The 19,616-nt window shown below is 63.2% G+C and carries 17 protein-coding genes; 7 read left to right on the top strand and 10 right to left on the bottom strand.

Annotated features, from left to right (window positions below; translation table 11 throughout):
• The first annotated feature begins 237 nt into the window (after positions 1 to 237).
• Positions 238 to 3,240, top strand: coding sequence for a ribonucleoside-diphosphate reductase subunit alpha (locus NCS67_RS10925; RefSeq protein WP_008342928.1), 3,003 nt, complete (start codon positions 238 to 240; stop codon positions 3,238 to 3,240).
• Between the two features lie 893 nt (positions 3,241 to 4,133).
• Here the strand turns inward: NCS67_RS10925 and NCS67_RS10920 are convergent.
• Entirely contained in the window at positions 4,134 to 5,531 is a 1,398-nt protein-coding gene (locus NCS67_RS10920) for an MFS transporter (RefSeq protein ID WP_034471465.1), read from the bottom strand.
• Between the two features lie 122 nt (positions 5,532 to 5,653).
• Here NCS67_RS10920 and NCS67_RS10915 point away from each other — a divergent pair, with 122 nt between their 5' ends.
• The 4 genes from NCS67_RS10915 (at position 5,654) to NCS67_RS10900 (ending at position 8,955) form a co-directional block, all read left to right on the top strand.
• On the top strand, positions 5,654 to 5,866 hold the full coding sequence (locus tag NCS67_RS10915; RefSeq protein ID WP_008342924.1) for a DUF3820 family protein: 213 nt from the start codon (positions 5,654 to 5,656) through the stop codon (positions 5,864 to 5,866).
• A gap of 693 nt (positions 5,867 to 6,559) precedes the next feature.
• On the top strand, positions 6,560 to 7,801 hold the full coding sequence (locus tag NCS67_RS10910; protein ID WP_008342919.1) for a ribonucleotide-diphosphate reductase subunit beta: 1,242 nt from the start codon (positions 6,560 to 6,562) through the stop codon (positions 7,799 to 7,801).
• 103 nt (positions 7,802 to 7,904) lie between these two features.
• The gene (locus NCS67_RS10905; RefSeq protein WP_239295166.1) at positions 7,905 to 8,234 is read left to right on the top strand and encodes a hypothetical protein; all 330 of its coding nucleotides are present in this window, start codon (positions 7,905 to 7,907) and stop codon (positions 8,232 to 8,234) included.
• Between the two features lie 31 nt (positions 8,235 to 8,265).
• The gene (locus NCS67_RS10900; protein WP_034471475.1) at positions 8,266 to 8,955 is read left to right on the top strand and encodes a histone H1-like DNA-binding protein; all 690 of its coding nucleotides are present in this window, start codon (positions 8,266 to 8,268) and stop codon (positions 8,953 to 8,955) included.
• A gap of 225 nt (positions 8,956 to 9,180) precedes the next feature.
• Here the strand turns inward: NCS67_RS10900 and NCS67_RS10895 are convergent, their stop codons facing one another.
• The 9 genes from NCS67_RS10895 to NCS67_RS10855 form a co-directional block, all read right to left on the bottom strand.
• Complete coding sequence (locus NCS67_RS10895) at positions 9,181 to 9,660, bottom strand: outer membrane lipoprotein (RefSeq protein WP_008342914.1); 480 nt, start codon at positions 9,658 to 9,660, stop codon at positions 9,181 to 9,183.
• A gap of 17 nt (positions 9,661 to 9,677) precedes the next feature.
• Positions 9,678 to 10,616: a carbohydrate kinase family protein gene (locus NCS67_RS10890; RefSeq protein ID WP_008342912.1), complete on the bottom strand. Its 939-nt coding sequence runs from the start codon at positions 10,614 to 10,616 to the stop codon at positions 9,678 to 9,680.
• Between the two features lie 120 nt (positions 10,617 to 10,736).
• Positions 10,737 to 11,237: a thiol peroxidase gene (gene tpx / locus NCS67_RS10885; protein WP_008342910.1), complete on the bottom strand. Its 501-nt coding sequence runs from the start codon at positions 11,235 to 11,237 to the stop codon at positions 10,737 to 10,739.
• 118 nt (positions 11,238 to 11,355) lie between these two features.
• Positions 11,356 to 12,669: a zinc-ribbon and DUF3426 domain-containing protein gene (locus NCS67_RS10880; RefSeq protein WP_250435201.1), complete on the bottom strand. Its 1,314-nt coding sequence runs from the start codon at positions 12,667 to 12,669 to the stop codon at positions 11,356 to 11,358.
• Positions 12,670 to 12,719: 50 nt separating this feature from the next.
• A complete protein-coding gene (prmA, locus tag NCS67_RS10875) occupies positions 12,720 to 13,622 on the bottom strand; it encodes a 50S ribosomal protein L11 methyltransferase (protein ID WP_008342906.1) in 903 nt (300 codons plus the stop codon).
• 25 nt (positions 13,623 to 13,647) lie between these two features.
• Complete coding sequence (gene accC, locus NCS67_RS10870) at positions 13,648 to 15,015, bottom strand: acetyl-CoA carboxylase biotin carboxylase subunit (RefSeq protein WP_008342904.1); 1,368 nt, start codon at positions 15,013 to 15,015, stop codon at positions 13,648 to 13,650.
• Between the two features lie 154 nt (positions 15,016 to 15,169).
• Positions 15,170 to 15,643: an acetyl-CoA carboxylase biotin carboxyl carrier protein gene (accB, locus tag NCS67_RS10865; protein WP_008342903.1), complete on the bottom strand. Its 474-nt coding sequence runs from the start codon at positions 15,641 to 15,643 to the stop codon at positions 15,170 to 15,172.
• 528 nt (positions 15,644 to 16,171) lie between these two features.
• Complete coding sequence (locus NCS67_RS10860; RefSeq protein WP_175982757.1) at positions 16,172 to 16,711, bottom strand: TlpA family protein disulfide reductase; 540 nt, start codon at positions 16,709 to 16,711, stop codon at positions 16,172 to 16,174.
• 18 nt (positions 16,712 to 16,729) lie between these two features.
• Positions 16,730 to 17,377: a UDP-N-acetylmuramate--alanine ligase gene (locus NCS67_RS10855; RefSeq protein ID WP_250435200.1), complete on the bottom strand. Its 648-nt coding sequence runs from the start codon at positions 17,375 to 17,377 to the stop codon at positions 16,730 to 16,732.
• A 201-nt stretch (positions 17,378 to 17,578) separates the two neighbouring features.
• Between NCS67_RS10855 and mpl the strand changes: the two genes are divergently transcribed.
• On the top strand, positions 17,579 to 18,982 hold the full coding sequence (gene mpl, locus NCS67_RS10850) for a UDP-N-acetylmuramate:L-alanyl-gamma-D-glutamyl-meso-diaminopimelate ligase (RefSeq protein ID WP_250435199.1): 1,404 nt from the start codon (positions 17,579 to 17,581) through the stop codon (positions 18,980 to 18,982).
• Entirely contained in the window at positions 18,979 to 19,578 is a 600-nt protein-coding gene (locus tag NCS67_RS10845; protein WP_008342897.1) for a YqiA/YcfP family alpha/beta fold hydrolase, read from the top strand. Before mpl ends, NCS67_RS10845 begins: the two co-directional genes overlap by 4 nt.
• Positions 19,579 to 19,616 lie beyond the last annotated feature (38 nt).

Below are 19,616 nucleotides of genomic sequence, written 5' to 3'. Positions count from 1 at the left end.
ATGCAAGCAAGCGCGAATTGCGTCGACCGACACCGCGCGCCAACGCGGGCACCGCATGAGACGCCAATGACAATGCGGGCCGTAAGCGCCGCGATTCGTGTTTTCAGCCTGCTGCATTCACAGCCCGGCTTGACCGCCAAAACACCGCGCGACTTTCACGACGAGTTCGTCACGCGCGCGGCATAAGTGATAAATCCGCGGACCATCCGCACCAATCGAACACCAGGAGTTTTGCACATGCAAACCACCGAAAACGCCACGACTTCATTCGAAGGCGCATCCGCACAGCCGATGAGCGGTGCGCAGGGCGTGGGCGCTCAGGCGCTCGCGCCGAACACGACGTTTGCCGACTACAAGGTCATCCGTCGCAACGGAAGCGTGGTGTCGTTCGAGCCGACGAAAATCGCGATCGCCGTGACGAAGGCATTCATCGCGGTGAACGGCGGTCAGGGCGCAGCTTCGGCGCGTGTGCGCGAGCAAGTCGAGCAACTGACGCAAGCCGTCGTGCGCGCGCTCGTGCGCAGCCGTCCGCACGGCGGGACTTTCCACATCGAAGACATTCAGGATCAGGTCGAGCTCGCGCTGATGCGCGGCGGCGAGCACAACGTCGCGCGCGCGTACGTGCTGTATCGCGAGAAGCGCACGCAGCAGCGTTCGCAAGAGCGCTCGGCCGCGCAAAACGCGCAGTCGCACGAAGGCGCGATCAACGTGACGGACAACGGCGTCACGCGTCCGCTCGATCTCGAAGCGCTGAAGGCGCTGATCGTCTCCGCGTGCGCGAATCTGGGCGATGCGGTGTCCGCCGAGCCGATCGTCGCGGAGACGGTGAAGAACCTGTACGACGGCGTGCCGATGTCGCAGGTCTACGATTCGGCCATTCTCGCCGCGCGCACGATGATCGAGAAGGATCCGGCGTACAGTCAGGTCACGGCGCGCATCCTGCTGCACACGATCCGCCGCGAAATTCTCGAAGAGGAAGTGACGCAAGCCGAAATGGGCGAGCGTTACGCCGAATACTTCCCGCAGTTCATCAAGCGCGGCGTCGAAGCCGGCCTGCTGGATGACAAGCTGCAACAGTTCGACCTCAAGCGCCTCGGCGCCGCGCTCGATCAGAATCGCGATCTGCAGTTCGGCTATCTCGGCCTGCAGACGCTGTACGACCGCTACTTCCTGCACGTCGACGGCACGCGCATCGAGTTGCCGCAGGCATTCTTCATGCGCGTCGCGATGGGCCTGTCGCTGAACGAGATCGACCGTGAAGCGCGCGCGATCGAGTTCTATAACGTGCTGTCGTCGTTCGACTTCATGTCGTCGACGCCGACGCTCTTCAATTCGGGCACGCATCGCTCGCAATTGTCGTCGTGCTATCTGACGACGGTCGCCGACGATCTCGACGGCATCTACGAAGCGCTGAAGGAAAACGCGCTGCTCTCGAAGTTCGCGGGCGGCCTCGGCAACGACTGGACGCGCGTGCGTGCGCTCGGCTCGCACATCAAGGGCACGAACGGCAAGTCGCAGGGCGTCGTGCCGTTCCTGAAGGTCGTGAACGACACGGCCGTCGCGGTGAACCAGGGCGGCAAGCGCAAGGGCGCGGTGTGCGCGTACCTGGAATCGTGGCACCTCGACATCGAGGAATTCCTCGAGCTGCGCAAGAACACCGGCGATGACCGTCGCCGCACGCACGACATGAACACGGCGAACTGGATTCCCGATCTGTTCATGAAGCGCGTCGTCGAAGGCGGCGACTGGACGCTGTTCTCGCCGTCGACCTGCCCGGACCTGCACGATCTGTTCGGCGCCGACTTTGAAAAGGCGTACGTCGCTTACGAAGAGAAAGCCGCGCGCGGCGAAATCAAGCTGTTCAAGAAGCTGCCGGCGGCGCAACTGTGGCGCAAGATGCTTGGCATGCTGTTCGAGACGGGCCATCCGTGGATCACGTTCAAGGATCCGTGCAATGTGCGTTCGCCGCAGCAGCACGTCGGCGTCGTGCACTCGTCGAACCTGTGCACCGAAATCACGCTGAACACGAGCGAGACGGAAATCGCCGTCTGCAATCTGGGCTCGGTGAACCTCGTCGCGCACATGGTGAAGCAGGCCGATGGCAGCTACGCGCTGGATCACGCGAAGCTCAAGCGCACGATCAGCGTCGCGATGCGCATGCTCGACAACGTCATCGACATCAACTACTACGCGGTGCCGAAGGCGCGCAACTCGAACCTGAAGCATCGTCCGGTCGGCATGGGCATCATGGGCTTCCAGGACTGCCTGCATCTGCTGCGCACGCCTTATGCGTCGGGCGAGGCGGTCGAGTTCGCGGATCGTTCGATGGAAGCCGTCTGCTACTACGCGTACTACGCGTCGACGGAACTCGCGGAAGAGCGCGGTCGTTACGCGACGTATCGCGGCTCGCTGTGGGATCGCGGCATTCTTCCGCAGGATTCGCTGAAGCTCCTGGCCGAGGCGCGCGGCGGTTATGTCGAAGTGGATACCTCGGAGACGATGGACTGGGCGCAACTGCGCTCGCGCATCTCGACGTACGGCATGCGCAACTCGAACTGCGTGGCGATCGCGCCGACGGCGACGATTTCGAACATCATCGGCGTGTCGGCGTGTATCGAGCCGACGTTCCAGAACCTGTATGTGAAGTCGAATCTGTCGGGCGAATTCACGGTGGTCAACGACTACCTCGTGCGTGATCTGAAGGCGCGCGGCCTGTGGGACGAAGTGATGGTGTCCGATCTGAAGTATTTCGACGGCACGCTTTCGCGCATCGACCGCATTCCGGCCGATCTGCGCGCGATCTACGCGACCGCGTTCGAAGTCGACCCGAAGTGGCTCGTGGAAGCGGCGTCGCGCCGTCAGAAGTGGATTGATCAGGCGCAGTCGCTGAACATCTACATGGCGGGCGCGTCGGGCAAGAAGCTCGACGAGGTCTACAAGCTCGCTTGGATTCGCGGTCTCAAGACGACGTACTACCTCCGCACGATGGCGGCGACGCACGTCGAGAAGTCGACCGTGGCGCACGGTGCGTTGAATGCGGTGCCTTCTTCTTCCGGTGACGGTGGGGCGGGTGCGGCTGGCGGGTTTGGTGGCGGTGCGGCGTCGGCTGCCGGGAATGGTGGCTTCAATGCTGCTGCCGCGAGCGCGCCGGCGGTGGAGGCGGCTCAGGAAGCCGATGGTCCCGTCTGTATGATGCGCCCCGGCGATCCGGGCTTCGATGAGTGTGAGGCTTGTCAGTAAGTTTTTGAGCTGAGAGTCGGTCTCTGCGGACCGGTGCTGGGTGCTTCCTGCTTATGGAAGCGGTCGGTGCCGGTCCGTTTTTGCTTTTTGCTTTTTGCTTTTTGCTTTTTGCTTTTTGCTTTTTGCTTTTTGCTTTTTGCTTTTTGCTTTGCGTTTTGGTTTCGGTTTCGCCGGATCCCGCTTTCGTGTCGGTCTATTAGCGTTGCCCCTGTGCGGGGCGGCACTCACTTTCTTTGCTGCTGCAAAGAAAGTAAGCAAAGAAAGCAGCTTTTCAGGCCCGCGGTCACACGCAATTTGGATAGTACTCTCGTCCCAGGCGGCACTCGCCTAATGAGTGCCCTCATCACAATAACCGGGCTTGGCTCGCGCACGGTCCGCCGCCCGAAACCGTTGTGAACGCTGGTTCAGCACGAAAGAGCTTCGGCACAGCGCTACGCGCTGCCGCCGGGTATGCGAGGGAAACCAACGTGCGGCGGTTGCAGTGAGATGGAGGCGTTAGTGAAGAAGCGCATGCTTCCCCGATTGGCCGGTCGGCCGCGAAGCGGGCCGGAGCCATTTCGTGCTGAACCGGTTTGTTGTGCGGCGAGTGATGGCGGACCGTGCGCGAGCCAAGCCCGATGGGGCCTATGAGGACACTCTTTAGGCAGCCCACGAACGACGAGAGGACTACCCAAATTGCGTGTGACCGCGGGCGTATCAGTAGCTGCTTTCTTTGCTTACTTTCTTTGCAGCAGCAAAGAAAGTGAGTGCCGCCCCGCACAGGGGCAGTGCTAATAGACCACTAAGAAAACGGGATCCGGCGAAACACCGAGCCGACACGATCACGGGATCCGGCGAAACACCGAGCCGACACGATCACGGGATCCGGCGAAACAAAACGCAAAACAGCGAACTCACCCCCGCGTACCGCGAGAAATCTCCGTCCCAGCATCATGCGAAAGCCGCGCCGTAATCGGCATCGAAAGAAAAGAGAACAGCCCGACGACGACAAACGCCGGCCAGAAATCCGACCATTGCACACTCGCATGACCGTTCAGATATTGCGAGAGCTCGAGCGTGATCCCCGCGATCGTCACGCCGAGCCCGAGCGAAACCTGCTGCACGAAGCTAGCAAGGCTCGTCGCGCGGCCCACATCGCGTGTTTCGATCTCAGCGTAAGCAAGCGAGTTGAGGCTCGTGAACTGCAACGCAGGGAAGAAGCCGCCGAGCAGCACGACGGCCCAGATCACCCAGGCCGGCGTGCCGGGAAAGAACGCGCCGCACGCCGCGATCGCGATACCCGACAACGCCGCGTTGTAGAACAGCGTCTGACGGAAGCCGAAGCGATGCAGCACGCGCGATGCGAACGAGCGCATGAACATGCCGCCGAACGCCGACGCGCACGTGATCGCGCCGGACTTGAACGCGCTCATGCCGAGACCCTCCTGCAGCGCGAGCGGCAGAAGAAACGGCACGGCGCCAAGCCCGATGCGAAACATCGAACCGCCGAGCACGCTCGCCTGAAACGTCGACACGCGGAAAAAGCGCAGATCGAGCAGCGGCTTCTCCACACGTCGCGCGTGGACGCAGTACAGCACGACCATCAGCGCGCCGGCGACGCACATCGCAAAGGCGACGCGCTGCGGAATCAGTTCGCCGCCGACGAGCGAGAGCCCGAGCAACAGCAGCACGCCCGCGCTCGCGGAGAGAAAGAAACCGAACCAGTCGAGACGGCCCGGATGTTCCTCGTGCGAGTTGGCGATATAGCGGTTGGTCAGCCAGATGCCCGCGATGCCGATCGGGATGTTGATGAAAAAGATCAGGCGCCAGTGCAGATACGTCGTGATGAAGCCGCCGAGCAACGGCCCGACCGCTGGTCCGAGCATTGCGGGCACCGAGAGGTAGTTCATCGCGCGTATGAACTCGGAGCGGCGCACCGAGCGAAAGATGATGATGCGGCCGACAGGCACCATCATCGCGCCGCCGACGCCCTGGATGAAGCGCGCGACGGTGAAGGGGCCAAGCGATGTGGAAGCCGCGCACAACAGCGAGCCGACGACGAACACGCCGATGGCCGTGCGGAACACGGCGCGTGCGCCGAAGCGGTCGGCGACCCATCCGCAGATCGGTATGAAGACGCCGAGTCCGAGCACGTAGCTCGTGACCGCAACCTTCAGCGTCACGGGATCGCGTCCAAACGCGCGCGCCATTTCAGGAATCGCGGTAACGATGACGTTGGCGTCGACGCTTTCCATGAACATCGCGCACGCGACGATGAGAGGGGCAATGAAAGCTTTGACGGCCAGCGGCATGTTGATTCGTGATCGACTCTCGGCGGCAAGAGCGGCGATTATGGCACCGATATGCAGCAATCGCTGAAGGATCGAAGCGCGCTGCGTGGTGCGATGAACATTGAACGAGGAGTGAAGAAGCGATGGACCCGCAAGACCTGCAGCGTCTCGTCACGCAGACGATGCCCTATGGCAAATACAAGGACAGGCTCATCGCCGATCTGCCCGGTCACTATCTCGCGTGGTTCGCGCGTGAGGGTTTTCCACAAGGCAAACTCGGCAGCCTGCTCGCGTTGATGCACGAGATCGATCACAACAATCTGCGCTCGCTGCTCGATCCGTTGCGCGGCCGATGAGCCTTGCGCAGCGCGGTTTCGTGTGAGACGGATCGTCGCGTAAACACGCTATAGATTGTGTTAGCGAGATTTGCAAGCACAAGATATTGTGGAAATACGAGACGTCAAATGCTAAACTTCGGCAACGAATTCGACGCGCGCAGCAGGCATCGACGCTCCATCGAAGTGCTTGCGTCAGCGTGTATCGAGCGATGCGAAGTGCGTGCGGTCACACACATCGAAGCTCATCGAAGAGGAGCGCATGAAGGTCGCGCGTTCATCGATTCGCGACGCATGTTTTGCATCGCATCGCGGGTCGACGAGAGACTTCGATCGATGATCGCAACGCGTCACGCTTCGATGCGTTCGCGCTTGGCAACACAGCATCGAGCGGATCTTCGCAATGAAGCGCGCGTGCTTCGCATCGCACAAGCAGCGTCGTCCGCAGAGCCTTGCGCGACAAGGCTTGCAGAGCAGCGATGAAGTCACGCGAAAGCACGCTGCGATGTCACGGAAGTCACTCGATCAGGACCGCTTCACACTCGATTCAAGAGATGTCGCATCGAGCTTCACACACACGGCTTCGAGCCAAGTGTTGTATGCAGGTAGCAACGTCGAATCTAAATCGCATGAAAACGAGAATTTTCATGAGCAAACTCTTTTATCGCTCATGAAAAGATGGTACAAACCGATCTAAATTGATGGTGAGAATTTATGCTCAACTGGGATGACGAGACCACTGCCGTAGCTCCCTCGAGCGCTCCGCAACAGAACCCGTTGCGTAACGCTCAAGGCACGACTTTCGGTACGCAGGCAGCGCAAGCTGCAACTCATCAAGCTGCCCATCAGATTGCTCAGGCGAACAACATCTTTTCCGATGGCTTCGTTCCGCCCGCAGCCGCAACGCCTTCCGCCAGCGCGATCGCCGCGCAAAGCGAAGCGCGCGTCAATGTCGCCGACAAGCGCATCATCAACGGCAAGACCGACGTCAATCAGCTCGTCCCGTTCAAGTACAAGTGGGCGTGGGAGAAGTACCTCGCCGGTTGCGCGAACCACTGGATGCCGCAGGAAGTGAACATGTCGCGCGACATCGCCCTGTGGAAAGACCCGAACGGTCTCTCGGACGACGAGCGCCGCATCGTCAAGCGCAACCTCGGCTTCTTCGTCACGGCGGACTCGCTCGCCGCGAACAACATCGTGCTCGGCACGTACCGTCACATCACCGCTCCGGAGTGCCGCCAGTTCCTGCTGCGCCAGGCGTTCGAAGAGGCGATCCACACGCACGCGTACCAGTACATCGTCGAATCGCTGGGTCTCGATGAAAGCGAGATCTTCAACGCGTATCACGAGGTCAAGTCGATCCGTGACAAGGACGAGTTTCTGATTCCGTTCATCAACACGCTGACCGACCCGGCCTTCACGACCGGCACGCTCGAAGCGGACCAGAAATTGCTGAAGTCGTTGATCGTGTTCGCCTGCATCATGGAAGGCCTGTTCTTCTATGTCGGCTTCACGCAGATTCTGGCGCTGGGTCGCCAGAACAAGATGACGGGCGCGGCGGAACAGTATCAATACATCCTCCGCGATGAATCGATGCACTGCAATTTCGGCATCGACCTCATCAACCAGATCAAGCTGGAAGAGCCGCAACTGTGGACCGCCGACTTCAAGGCAGAGATCCGCGAGCTCTTCAAGCAGGCTGTCGATCTTGAATATCGCTACGCTGAAGACACCATGCCGCGCGGGGTTCTCGGCCTGAACGCGTCGATGTTCAAGAGCTACTTGCGGTTCATCTGCAACCGGCGTTGCCAGCAGATCGGACTGGACCCGCTCTTCCCGAACGAGGAAAACCCGTTCCCGTGGATGAGCGAAATGATCGACTTGAAGAAGGAACGCAACTTCTTCGAGACACGCGTGATTGAGTATCAAACCGGCGGCGCGCTCACCTGGGAATAATAAAAATCCAGGACGTGTTGCAGACGAAATCGATGGGACGGACGGGCAGCAGCGTGTCGCTCACGCGCGCCCGGCCGACAAGGTTTAGGAGAACGGTCGCCTGATGCAAAGTGCGCCTACTGACTTGGCGGGCCGTGTGGCCCGAATAGAAGACAGGCGTTTTGCGCTCCCTGAAAAGGGATGGGCAAACTTCCCCCCGGAAAATGCCAGCGGCATGCTCGCTGGCTCGATCAAGCGATGGCCGGCGCCGCGAAGAAGCGGTGCTGACTCAATTTGGCGCGCGGTGCCTCGGGGCACGGCGCGCCTTGCCGTATTCATTAGCGTAAGCAGGTGGGATCAGCGTACGCCGATGAATAATCCGCTTCGTAGCGTGCGTTATAGAGAAGGCGACACGTGGGAAGCGGGTTTTGACGAAGGGTGTTGTTTGAACTGACTCTCATCTGAAAACCTGAAGGAGAAAAACCATGGCAGTTGCCAAGAAAAAACCCGCCGCAAAGAAGGCTGCAGCGAAGAAAGTCACCGCCAAGAAGGCCGCTCCGGCGAAGAAGGTTGCGGCCAAGAAGGTCGCTGTGAAGAAGGTTGCAGCGAAGAAAGTAGCGGCGAAGAAGGTCGCAGCGAAGAAGGTCGCGGCGAAGAAGGCACCCGCGAAGAAGGCCGCAGCGAAGAAAGTCGCGACCAAGAAAGTAGCGGCGAAGAAGGTTGCTGCAAAGAAGGTCGCGGCGAAGAAGGCTCCCGCGAAGAAGGCCGCAGCGAAGAAAGTCGCGACCAAGAAAGTAGCGACGAAGAAGGCCGCAGCCAAGAAGGCGCCTGCGAAGAAGGCCGCGGCGAAGAAGACCGCGGCGAAGAAGGCGCCGGCGAAGAAGGCCGCAGCGAAGAAGGCCGCTGCGAAAAAGGCTCCCGCGAAAAAGGCTGCTGCGAAGACCGCAGCCGCTGCGCCTGCGCCTGCTGCTGCGCCCGCACCCGCTGCGAAGAAGGCCCCCGCGAAAAAGGCTCCGGCCAAGAAGGCCGCTGCTGCGAAGAAGACTACGGCTGCCGCTCCTGCCACGACGGCAACGACCGTCTCGGCGCCTGCTCCGGCCGCTCCGGCTGCTGCGGTCAAGACGGCGTTGAATCCGGCAGCGGCATGGCCGTTCCCGACGGGCAGCCGTCCGTAAGCTCTCGCAGTACGCAGCACCCAGGCACAGTGCGCTGTGCCCTTAGTCCGGGTATGCCTACCCGGCCTGAACCCGTCGTCGGGGAAACCTGGCGGCGGGTTTTTCGCTTCGGCCAACGAATTTCATCGCTTGCTCGGGGCGTCGAAAAAGAAAAAGCGCATGCATCTTTGGATACATGCGCATTCTTAGGATGACGCGGCGCTATTTGTCCGCTGAATGCCCTCGTCAGTGAGTGACGCGCGTGACGCCGCCGCTCGACAACAGACGCACTCGCTCGCCCGCCTGAAACACTTCGCCGTTCGCGGTCTGCGTGATCGCGCGCAGGTCGCCGTTATCGAGGCGCACGGTGATCTCGAGACCGTTCTTCATCGCGACGCTATTCTCGACCGCGTTGCCCGCGACGGCGCCAGCCAGCCCGCCGATGATGCCCGCGATGATCGAACCGTTGCCGCCGCCGATCGCACTCGCCGCCGCGACGCCGCCGAGCGCGCCGCCGCCGATCGTGCCGAGGCCCGTAGGCTGGCCGTTGTTCGAGCTGATCTTCACGCCGCGCACGCTTTCGACGGTCGCCATGCGCACCGTTTCCTCACGCTGCGCCTGCGACGCCGTGTAGACGTCCGACGAACTGCTGTTGTAGGCGCAGCCCGTCAGCGCCACCGAGCCGACGAGCGCCATGGCCAGCGCGATACGACTTACCGTTTTCATTCCTTCACTCCAATCATTCAGAACAGGCTGCTTCCGAAGGCCTGCTTGAAACGCTCTTCGATTTCGGCGCGCGTCGGCGCGTAGGTTTGCGGCCCCTGATGTTCGATTTTCAGCGAACCCATCAGACTCGCGAGACGACCCGTTTTCTCCCAGCCAAGCTTGTTTTCGATGCCGTACAGGAGCCCGCCGCGGAATGCGTCGCCGCAACCGGTCGGGTCGACCACCTGACGCGCCGCGACGACCGGAATCTCGGCCACGCCATCTTCATGATAGATCTGCGCGCCGTGTTCGCCACGCGTGACGACGAGGGCGTCGACCCGGCTCTTGATGTCTTCGATCGACCAGCCGGTCTTGTTGCTCAGCAGCTTGGCTTCGTAATCGTTGACCGCCACGTAGGTGGCGAGTTCAATCATGCGACAAAGTTCCACGCCGTCCAGAATCGGCAATCCCTGGCCCGGGTCGAACACGAACGGCACGCCCGCGCGCGCCAGCCCTTCGGCGTGCTCGCGCATGCCTTGAGCGCCGTCCGGTGCGACGATGCCGAGCGAGATGCCCTGCGCTTCGTCGGCGCGGTTCAGATGCGATTCCATCATCGCGCCGGGGTGGAACGCGGTGATCTGGTTGTTCGCGAGATCGGTCGTGATGAAGCATTGCGCCGAGTGCTGATCGGCCAGCACGCGCACGTATTCCTTCGACAAACCGAGCGCGTCGAGCCGGTCGATGTAGAGCTGCGCATCCGCCGCGCCGAGCGTCGCCATGATCTTCGGATCGCCGCCGAGCAGCTTCAGCGCATACGCGATGTTGCCCGCGCAGCCGCCGAAGTTGCGCCGCATCGTCGGCACCAGGAAGCTGATGTTCAGCATGTGCACCTGATCCGGCAGGATGTGGTCGCCGAAGCGCCCCTGGAAAGTCATGATGTTGTCGTAGGCGAGCGAGCCGCAAATGAGCGTAGCCAAGGCGAACGTCCTTTATAGATAGGGGCCGAGGAGAGAAATCCGCATACGGCGCGCGGCGAGCGCTTCACCGTGCCTCGTATGCGCGGACCGCTCCGGTCGGAAGCGGTCCGGCGAGACGATTTACTTCAGCGCGGCGAGCGCTGCATCGTAGTTCGGCTCATTCTTGATCTCGGGCACGAGCTCCGAATGAAGCACCTTGTTGTTCTCGTCGAGCACGACCACGGCGCGCGCCGTCAGACCCTTGAGCGGGCCGCTCGTCACGTCGACGCCGTAAGCCTGCGCGAATTCGTGGCCGCGGAACGTCGATGCCGTCACGACATTGGCGATACCTTCGGTCGTGCAGAAGCGCTTCGCGGCGAACGGCAGATCGCCCGAAACCACGACCACGACCGTGTTGTTCAGGCCGGCGGCCGCTTCATTGAATTTGCGCGTCGAGGTGGCGCAGGTCGGCGTGTCGAGACTCGGCACGATGTTCAGCACCTTGCGCTTGCCCGCGAAGTTCGCGAGCTTGACGTCGCCGAGATCGGCGCCGACGAGCGTGAATTCGGACGCCTGCTGGCCCGGGCCCGGGAACGTGCCGCTGACGTCGATAGGGTTGCCGCCGAGGGTAACTTGACTCATGTTGCGCTCCAGAGAATTGTCAGATGCTGACGGGAAAATCGCGCGTGCAGGCGCCGCGAGGAGCATGACGCGCGTCGTGTGGAACCGGGGCAGGCGGCGTTCGCGCGCCTGCCCGACATCACGGGTAAAAGACCTGAACCCGGTAATTGGCGGCAACCGCGTCGCCCGTATCCAGCCGGACGATCACCGGTTGCGCGCTTTGCGGCGCGAGGCCGACGGCGAATATCGTACCCGGTCGCGCGTAATCCTGCGGCCAGAGCACGCGCCGGATCGCGACGTTGTTCTTGTCGTCGAGCAGCGTGAGTTCGAGCGCCGGATACGCCAGCGCGACGTCCATCCGGTTGCGCAGCGACAATTTCAGTTCGAGCTTGTGCGGGCCGTCCACCTGGCGCAGCCCGGAACTCTCGATCTGCAATCCGTCGATGTCGCGCGGCGGCGAGATCGTGCAGCCGATCTGATCGCAGACGTTCGAATAGAGCGCGTGCGAGCCGGGCACGTAGACCATCAACGTTTCGCGTTGCCACCATGCGAGCTGCACGAGCAACAGCAACGCCAGCAGCACGGCGACGATGACGCCCACGACACGTCCCGCCTTCCCGGCTCCGCCGCGGCCACGCACCGGCGCGCGCGTTTCCCGCGACTCGCGAATCACGGGAAACGCCTCGTTCGCGCTGACGCGCCGAGCAGGAGCGGGCGGCTTCTTGGCGCCGAAACCGGGCTCCGCGTCGTCGCGCCATGCGGGTACGGCCGGTTCCGCGGCGGCGCGCGCGGGCGGCGCGTCCGGCTGATGAACCGGACCGATGAACGGCTCGGCGCGATCGTCGACAGCATTGGCGAGCGGCGCGACGGGCGGTTCGCCGAGCGGCGTATCGTCGGCTTGCTCGGAGTTCGCGGCATCGGGATGCGGCACGCCGACGCGAATGTACTGCTTCAGGCGGGCGGGTTCCGAAGGCAACGCGGACGGCTCGTTCGCGGCATCGGCTTGATCGGGTTCGCTGCGCGGCGACGCGGCGCGTGTCTGGCTCGACGCGCTCGACGCTGCAGGAGCGTTCGCATAGACGGTGCCTTCGCTGTCGGCATCGGGATGCTTGATGGAACTCGGCGCGCCGAGATCGAGGTTGCGCGGCGCGAACGGGCGCGGCTTGAGCGGCGCATCGGGCGGCGCGGTCACATGCGCGGGTGCATCGGCGGCGGCAGCGTGGCCTGCGCCCGAGCTTGTTGCGGGACCGACGGCGGCATCATCGTCGATGATCGCGGCATGCTGAGCGACGCCTGCCGCGGCCGGCTCGTCCGGAAGCTCGAAGCGATGATGTGCGGCATCGAAAACTTCCTGACAGTGTCCGCAGCGCACGCGGCCGTCATGCGGCGCGAGCAGATGCGGGTCCAGCTTGAATACGGTTTCGCAGTGGGGGCAGCGGGTTGCCAGCGCCATATAAGAAGTGCCGTTGGCCTGACGGCCTGATCGTGGAGGATGGCGCTATTCTAAAGGCTTTCGCGCCGCGTTCCCGCGAGGCATACCCAGCCTTCGTGCTCGCGCCAAACGCCGATGTCGATCCACTTCGCATAGACCGCCGCGACCTCGTCGGCCTGGCGCGCGAGCACGCCCGACAGCGCGATTCTGCCGCCCGGCTTTACCTTCGCGGCGAGCATCGACGCCATCAGCTTGAGCGGATTCGAGAGGATGTTCGCGACGACGATATCGAACTCGCCGGCGGGGCACGCATCGGGCAGGCCGTAGATCACGTCCGCGCGATTGCGCTCGCTGTTCTGACGCGCCGACTCGACCGCTTGCGGATCGATGTCGATGCCGACGACCGGATCGGCGCCGCACTTCTTCGCGAGAATCGCGAGGATGCCGGAGCCGCAGCCGTAATCGAGCAGCGATTGTCCCGGCTTCACCGACTGCTCCAGCCATTCCATGCAAAGCCGCGTGGTCGGATGGCTGCCGGTGCCGAACGCGAGGCCCGGATCGAGTTCGAGCACGAGCGCGTTCGGATCGGGCGCGTCGTGCCACGAAGGCACGACCCAGATGCGCTCGCCGATGGCGATCGGATCGAACTGCGCCTGCGTGAGACGCACCCAGTCCTGCTCCTCGACCTCGCGCACCGTGAACTGCGGGGTTGCCGCGAGGCCGATCTCGTTCGCGGCCGCGGCGAGCAGCACGTCGGGATCTGCGTCCTCGGCGAGCAGCGCGACGACGCGCGAACGGTTCCACGCACGCTTTTCAGGCACGAGACCCGGCTCGCCGAAGAGCGGCTGTTCGTCGGGCGTGTCGGCGTCGGCGTCTTCGACCGACACCGACAGCGCGCCGACTTCAAGCAGCGCATCCGACAGCGCTTCCGCGTGCTCGCGATCCAGCTCGGCGATCAGTTCCCGGTAACTCATGCTATCTCTCTGAATAAGGCGTGCTTCAGGACTCTTCGGCGACGGCGGCCTGGCGCGCGGCCAGCTTGTTCTCGAGATAGTGAATGCTCGTGCCGCCTTCGACGAACTTCGCGTCGATCATCATTTCGCGATGCAGCGGGATGTTCGTCGAAATGCCTTCGACGACCATTTCCGACAGCGCGATACGCATGCGGTTGATCGCCTGCTCGCGCGTCGCGCCGAACGCGATCAGCTTGCCGATCATCGAATCGTAATTCGGCGGAACGAAGTAGTTCGCATACGCGTGGGAATCGACGCGAATGCCCGGGCCGCCCGGCGTATGCCACGACGTGATGCGTCCCGGCGACGGCGTGAACTTGAACGGATCTTCCGCGTTGATGCGGCACTCGATCGCGTGGCCGCGGAACTGGATGTCCTTCTGGCGGATCGAGAGCTTTTCGCCCGCGGCGATGCGGATCTGCTCCTGCACGATATCGACGCCCGTGATGAGTTCCGTCACCGGATGCTCGACCTGCACGCGCGTGTTCATTTCGATGAAGTAGAACTCGCCGTTCTCGTACAGGAACTCGAACGTGCCCGCGCCGAGATAGCCCATCTTCTTGCACGCGTCGGCGCAACGGTCGCCGATGCGCTCGATCAGCCGCCGCGCAATGCCCGGCGCCGGCGCTTCCTCGATCACCTTCTGGTGACGGCGCTGCATCGAGCAGTCGCGCTCGCCGAGCCAGATCGCGTTACGGAACGAGTCCGACAACACCTGAATCTCGATGTGGCGCGGGTTCTCGAGAAACTTCTCCATGTACACCTGCGGGTTGCCGAAGGCGCGGCCCGCTTCTTCGCGCGTCATGTTGACGGCGTTCACGAGCGCCGCTTCGGTGTGCACCACGCGCATGCCGCGCCCGCCGCCGCCGCCCGCCGCCTTGATGATGACGGGGTAGCCGATTGCGCGCGCAATCTTCACGATCTCGCGCGGATCGTCCGGCAATGCGCCTTCGGAGCCCGGTACGCACGGCACGCCGGTCTTGATCATCGTCTGCTTGGCGGTGACCTTGTCGCCCATCAGGCGGATGGTCTCGGGACGCGGCCCGATGAACGTGAAGCCCGATTGCTCGACGCGCTCGGCGAAGTCGGCGTTTTCGGAGAGAAAGCCGTAGCCGGGATGGATGGCTTCGGCGTCGGTGACTTCGGCCGCGCTGATGAGCGCCGGCATGTTCAGGTACGAGAGATTCGAAGGCGCCGGTCCGATGCACACGGCTTCGTCGGCCAGCTTGACGTACTTCGCTTCCTTGTCGGCTTCGGAATAGACGACGACTGTCTTGACGCCCAGCTCGCGGCACGCGCGCTGGATGCGAAGCGCGATTTCGCCGCGGTTCGCAATGAGAATTTTTTCAAACATAGTGGGTCGGCTCATCAACGGGCTCGCGCGAGCGGCCCTCGGGGATCCAATCGGCGGCGCGCTTCTCGACGAATCGATGCCGCATGAAGCGCGCCGGCGCGGCGGGGCCGGGCGGCGGCTGCGAGGCGCATCCGCGGCACGGCCCGGTGCGCCTTTAGTCGCCGATCACGAAGAGCGGCTGGCCGTACTCGACCGCCTGGCCGTTCTCGACGAGGATTTCCTTCACGACGCCGGCCTTGTCCGCTTCGATTTCGTTCAAGAGCTTCATCGCTTCGATGATGCACAGCGTCTGGCCTTCCTTCACCGTATCGCCGACCTGGATGAACGGATCCGCGCCCGGCGACGGCGCACGGTAGAACGAACCGACCATCGGCGAGGTCACGATGTGACCTTGCGGCGCGGCGGCCGCGGGCGCAGCGGCTGCCGGCGCGCCGGCTTCGCCTGCACCGCCGAATTGCGGCGCGGCCGGCGACTGCACTTGCGGTGCGTACTGCTGCGGCGCCTGCATGTAGACCGGCGCGGCGTTCTTGACGATGCGAACCTTGCCTTCGCCTTCCGTCACTTCCAGCTCCGAGATGCCGGATTCCGAGACGAGGTCGATCAGCGTTTTCAGTTTACGAAGGTCCATCGAAAAATCCCCTTTCAATACTTGGAGACCGGGACTGCCCGGCACTTGACTTGATTTGTGGGTGTTCTGACTGCTCAGCCGCGAGTCGGCGCGGCCAGCCGTCCCACGCGCGCGCTCGCGAAAGCGCCCCCGCAAACGACGGCTGCAGAATCGGTCGGCACGCCGGTAGCGTTCATGTCGAACGTATCGGCGTGGTCGCTTCGAAGCGCGCGCCCGAACAGCACGCGGATGACGGCTGCGGATGCTCCACGCCTTCCGACCGCCGTTTTGCGGAGGTCGGACTTGACGGCGAGGGGGCCACATGGCACCGGCAGAGTTGTCATAGTCGCTTCGGGTTGTGCGGAATTCGGCGCACTTTAGCGCCGTTTAGAGAATTTTGTCTAGTTTTACTGTGCAGTCCGGCTCGCAACCATGGGACAAATTACCGCCGCGTATTGGGAGTCGCGTCGAATTTCCAGCAAGATCGGCGTACTGCGTGCTAACTCGCAGCTTACTCGACGCAAGCCACGGCGTACACGCAGCCAATTTTTACAGGCTGTCGAGCGTATGTTTCAACTCGGCCGGGTCGACTTCGCCCAGTTTCGTGGAGCGGATTTTCCCATTTGCGTCGATCACTACGGTAAATGGCAGGCCGCCCGCATTATTGCCGAAGCTACGCGCAAGATCCGCGCCGCCGAAGCCGGTGACGTAGACGGGATAGGCGACCGGCACTTTCTTAAGAAAATCGTTGACGTTCTTCTCGCTATCGACGCCGAGTCCGATGAACGTGATGCCTTTCTTTTCGTAATCGCGCTGCATCGCGGAGAGCGTCGGCATTTCCTTCACGCACGGTCCGCACCACGACGCCCAGAAGTTCACGACGACCGGCTTGCCCTTGAACGCCGCGAGCGGTTGCGACGTGCCCGAAGCGCCCGGCGGCGTCGCCTTCCACAGTTGATCGACGGCGTTGCCGCTCGGCTGCGTCGCGGCCACGGTATCGCCGCCAGTGAACAGATGGCCCGCGTAGAAGCCGCCGACGGTCGCGGCGACGGCGACCACGAGGGCCGCCAGAATGCGTGTGCTTTTCATGAGCGTAGAGAAGATAGATCAGCCGCTGATCTCGAGCGGCGGGACATCGGGGTGATCGAGCAGCGTGCGTACGGCCGCCGCGTTCGCGCGGGCGAGGCGGCCGCGGTTGTCCGCGCGCACCGCGCCGCGCAGATCGTCGGGACCGTAGAGCGCGATATGCACGCCGACCGGCTCCTCGTCGCGTGCGCGATGCAGAAAGCTCAACGTCTCCACATAGCCGCGCCCGGCGAAGTGCCGCGTCTCGGACACGTCGTATTGCACGATCGCGTTCAGCAGATAAATCGCGACTTCCTTGGGATTGTCGCAGAAGCATTGCAGATGAATATCGGAGTGCTCGCCTGCGGTGCCGTTGAGCACCGCGCCCGTCAGATATGGATCGAAGGGTGTCAGGCGCTCCATCCAGTCGAGCGCGACTTCGCGCATCCGGCGCAGCACGGCTGGCTGGCTGTCGCTCTGGAAAATCGCCTGATACTCGCGGATTTCCTCTTCGATCTGGTCGTTATCGGGCAGGAACTCGCCGCCGATCTTCGCCTCGCCGACGACCTGCCGCGCAGCCTTGCGCTTGGCGGTGGAGTAGTCGAGGCCGTCTTCGGCGATCATCCTCGCGGCAGCGATCGCGATTTCCTCGCGCACGCGCTGCGGATCGAAATGTGATTTGCGAACCATGCCGGAATGATACTAGATAAGCTCGAGCGGCCCTTTTGCGGGCCAAGGGCGGCAGGCTTGCGCCGGGGGAAAAGCGCTTAGCCTGCTCGGTTACAATATGCGCCTTCAGGCGCCTTTCTGCACGGGTTTGCCCTCAGGTTCACCGGTACGGCGCCGTTCCTGTTTTCGCATCTCAATCGCCCGCGCGGCGCGACACGGTTTATGCACATCCACATCCTCGGCATCTGCGGCACCTTCATGGGCGGACTCGCCGTCCTGGCGCGCGAGGCGGGCCACAAGGTCACCGGCTGCGACGCCGGCGTCTACCCGCCGATGAGCACGCAACTCGAAGCCCAGGGCATCGAACTGATCGAAGGTTACGGCATCGAGCAGCTCGCGCTCGAGCCGGATCTCTTCGTCATCGGCAACGTGGTGACGCGCGGCAATCCGCTGATGGAAGCCATCCTCGATCGCGGCCTGCCATACACATCCGGCCCGCAGTGGCTCGGCGAGCATGTGCTGAACGGCAAATGGGTGCTCGCGGTGGCGGGCACGCACGGCAAGACCACGACGAGCTCGATGCTCGCATGGCTGCTCGAAGACGCGGGCATGAATCCCGGCTTTCTGATCGGCGGCGTGCCGTTGAACTTCGGCATTTCCGCGCGCCTGACCGATTCGAGCTTTTTCGTCATCGAAGCCGACGAGTACGACACGGCATTCTTCGACAAGCGTTCGAAGTTCGTGCATTACCGTCCGCGCACGGCCGTGCTCAATAATCTCGAATTCGATCACGCCGATATCTTCCCCGATCTCGCGGCCATCGAAACGCAATTCCACCACCTTGTGCGCACGGTGCCGGGCGTCGGGCGCATCGTCACGAACGGGCGCGAGGCGGCGCTGGAACGCGTGCTCACGCGCGGCTGCTGGTCGGGCGTCGAACGCTTCGGCGTCGAAGGCGGATGGCAGGCGCTGCCCGTCGAACAAGGCGCCGCCGTCGACGAGCAGTTCGCCGTGTATTGGGAAGGCGAGCGCCAGGGCGTCGTCGACTGGCAGGTGCAGGGCGAGCACAATCGGATGAACGCGCTCGCTGCGATCGCGGCCGCGCGCTCGGTCGGCGTGCCGGCGGCGCAATCGGCGAAATCGCTCGCGAGTTTTCGCAACGTCAAGCGGCGCATGGAAGTGAAGGGCAGCGTCGACGGCGTCACCGTCTACGACGACTTCGCGCATCATCCGACCGCAATCGAGACGACCGTCGCGGGCCTGCGCACGCGCATCGGCAATTCGGATACGTCGCGCATCCTCGCCGTGCTGGAGCCGCGCTCGAACACGATGAAACTCGGCACGATGAAAGCGCAATTGCCGGCGAGTCTCGCGGGCGCGGATCTCGTCTTCGGCTACGGCGCGCGCGAAGGCCGCGACAAGCTCGGCTGGAATCTCGCAGAAGCGCTGTCCCCGCTCGGCGACAAGGCGCGGGCATTCGACGAAATTGAACCTCTGGTGAAGGCGGTCGCGGCCGCCGCGCGCCCCGGCGACCACGTACTCGTGATGAGCAACGGCGGCTTCGGCGGCGTCCATCAGAAACTGCTCGACGCGCTTTCGGCGCGTGGCGCAGGAGGACATTCGTGATTCTCTATCTGCACGGCTTTCGCTCGTCTCCCCAATCGTTCAAGGCGCGCGTGATGCACGCGCGGCTCGCGGAACTCGGGAGGCTCGGCGAATGGCAGTGCCCGTCGCTGCCGGTGTCGCCGTGCGATGCCGTCGCGCTGGCCGAATCGCTCGCGGCGGGCGAGAAAGCGGGCGATGTGACCGTCGTCGGCAGTTCGCTCGGCGGCTATTACGCGACGTATCTCGCGGAGAAACACGGCTGGCGCGCCGTGCTGCTCAATCCGGCGGTCGTGCCGGATCGCGATCTGAGCCATTTTCTCGGCGAGCAGCCGTTGTGGCACGGCGGCGGAACGATCACCGTGCTGCCGCGCCATCTCGACGAGTTGCGCGCGCTCAAGGTCGAATCGATCACGCGGCCCGAGCGCTACTATCTGATCGCGGCGACGGGCGACGAAGTGCTCGATTACCGCACGATGCTCGACCACTATCCCGGCGTGCGAACTACGCTGATTCAGGGCAGCGATCACGCGATCAGCGACTTCCCGGCTTATCTCGCCGATGTCATCGCGTTCTGCGACCAGGCGCCGCCACCCGTGCGCGCGACCGCAGCCGCCTGAGCCCATTCATTCGCCGGCGCGCGGCAAGCGCGGCCCGG

Source organism: Caballeronia sp. ATUFL_F2_KS9A (assembly GCF_023630765.1).
In the GTDB taxonomy this organism is placed as follows: domain Bacteria; phylum Pseudomonadota; class Gammaproteobacteria; order Burkholderiales; family Burkholderiaceae; genus Caballeronia; species Caballeronia zhejiangensis.
Note: the sequence above shows the minus strand (reverse complement) of the source record. Positions and strands in the feature narration are given on the sequence as shown.

Excerpts from the sequence above, each read along its gene's own strand:
- NCS67_RS10925 (WP_008342928.1), top strand. The coding sequence starts at position 238 with ATGCAAACCACCGAAAACGCCACGACTTCATTCGAAGGCGCATCCGCA.
- NCS67_RS10920 (WP_034471465.1), bottom strand. The coding sequence starts at position 5,531 with ATGCCGCTGGCCGTCAAAGCTTTCATTGCCCCTCTCATCGTCGCGTGC.
- NCS67_RS10915 (WP_008342924.1), top strand. The coding sequence starts at position 5,654 with ATGGACCCGCAAGACCTGCAGCGTCTCGTCACGCAGACGATGCCCTAT.
- NCS67_RS10910 (WP_008342919.1), top strand. The coding sequence starts at position 6,560 with ATGCTCAACTGGGATGACGAGACCACTGCCGTAGCTCCCTCGAGCGCT.
- NCS67_RS10905 (WP_239295166.1), top strand. The coding sequence starts at position 7,905 with ATGCAAAGTGCGCCTACTGACTTGGCGGGCCGTGTGGCCCGAATAGAA.
- NCS67_RS10900 (WP_034471475.1), top strand. The coding sequence starts at position 8,266 with ATGGCAGTTGCCAAGAAAAAACCCGCCGCAAAGAAGGCTGCAGCGAAG.
- NCS67_RS10895 (WP_008342914.1), bottom strand. The coding sequence starts at position 9,660 with ATGAAAACGGTAAGTCGTATCGCGCTGGCCATGGCGCTCGTCGGCTCG.
- tpx (WP_008342910.1), bottom strand. The coding sequence starts at position 11,237 with ATGAGTCAAGTTACCCTCGGCGGCAACCCTATCGACGTCAGCGGCACG.
- NCS67_RS10880 (WP_250435201.1), bottom strand. The coding sequence starts at position 12,669 with ATGGCGCTGGCAACCCGCTGCCCCCACTGCGAAACCGTATTCAAGCTG.
- prmA (WP_008342906.1), bottom strand. The coding sequence starts at position 13,622 with ATGAGTTACCGGGAACTGATCGCCGAGCTGGATCGCGAGCACGCGGAA.
- accC (WP_008342904.1), bottom strand. The coding sequence starts at position 15,015 with ATGTTTGAAAAAATTCTCATTGCGAACCGCGGCGAAATCGCGCTTCGC.
- accB (WP_008342903.1), bottom strand. The coding sequence starts at position 15,643 with ATGGACCTTCGTAAACTGAAAACGCTGATCGACCTCGTCTCGGAATCC.
- NCS67_RS10860 (WP_175982757.1), bottom strand. The coding sequence starts at position 16,711 with ATGAAAAGCACACGCATTCTGGCGGCCCTCGTGGTCGCCGTCGCCGCG.
- NCS67_RS10855 (WP_250435200.1), bottom strand. The coding sequence starts at position 17,377 with ATGGTTCGCAAATCACATTTCGATCCGCAGCGCGTGCGCGAGGAAATC.
- mpl (WP_250435199.1), top strand. The coding sequence starts at position 17,579 with ATGCACATCCACATCCTCGGCATCTGCGGCACCTTCATGGGCGGACTC.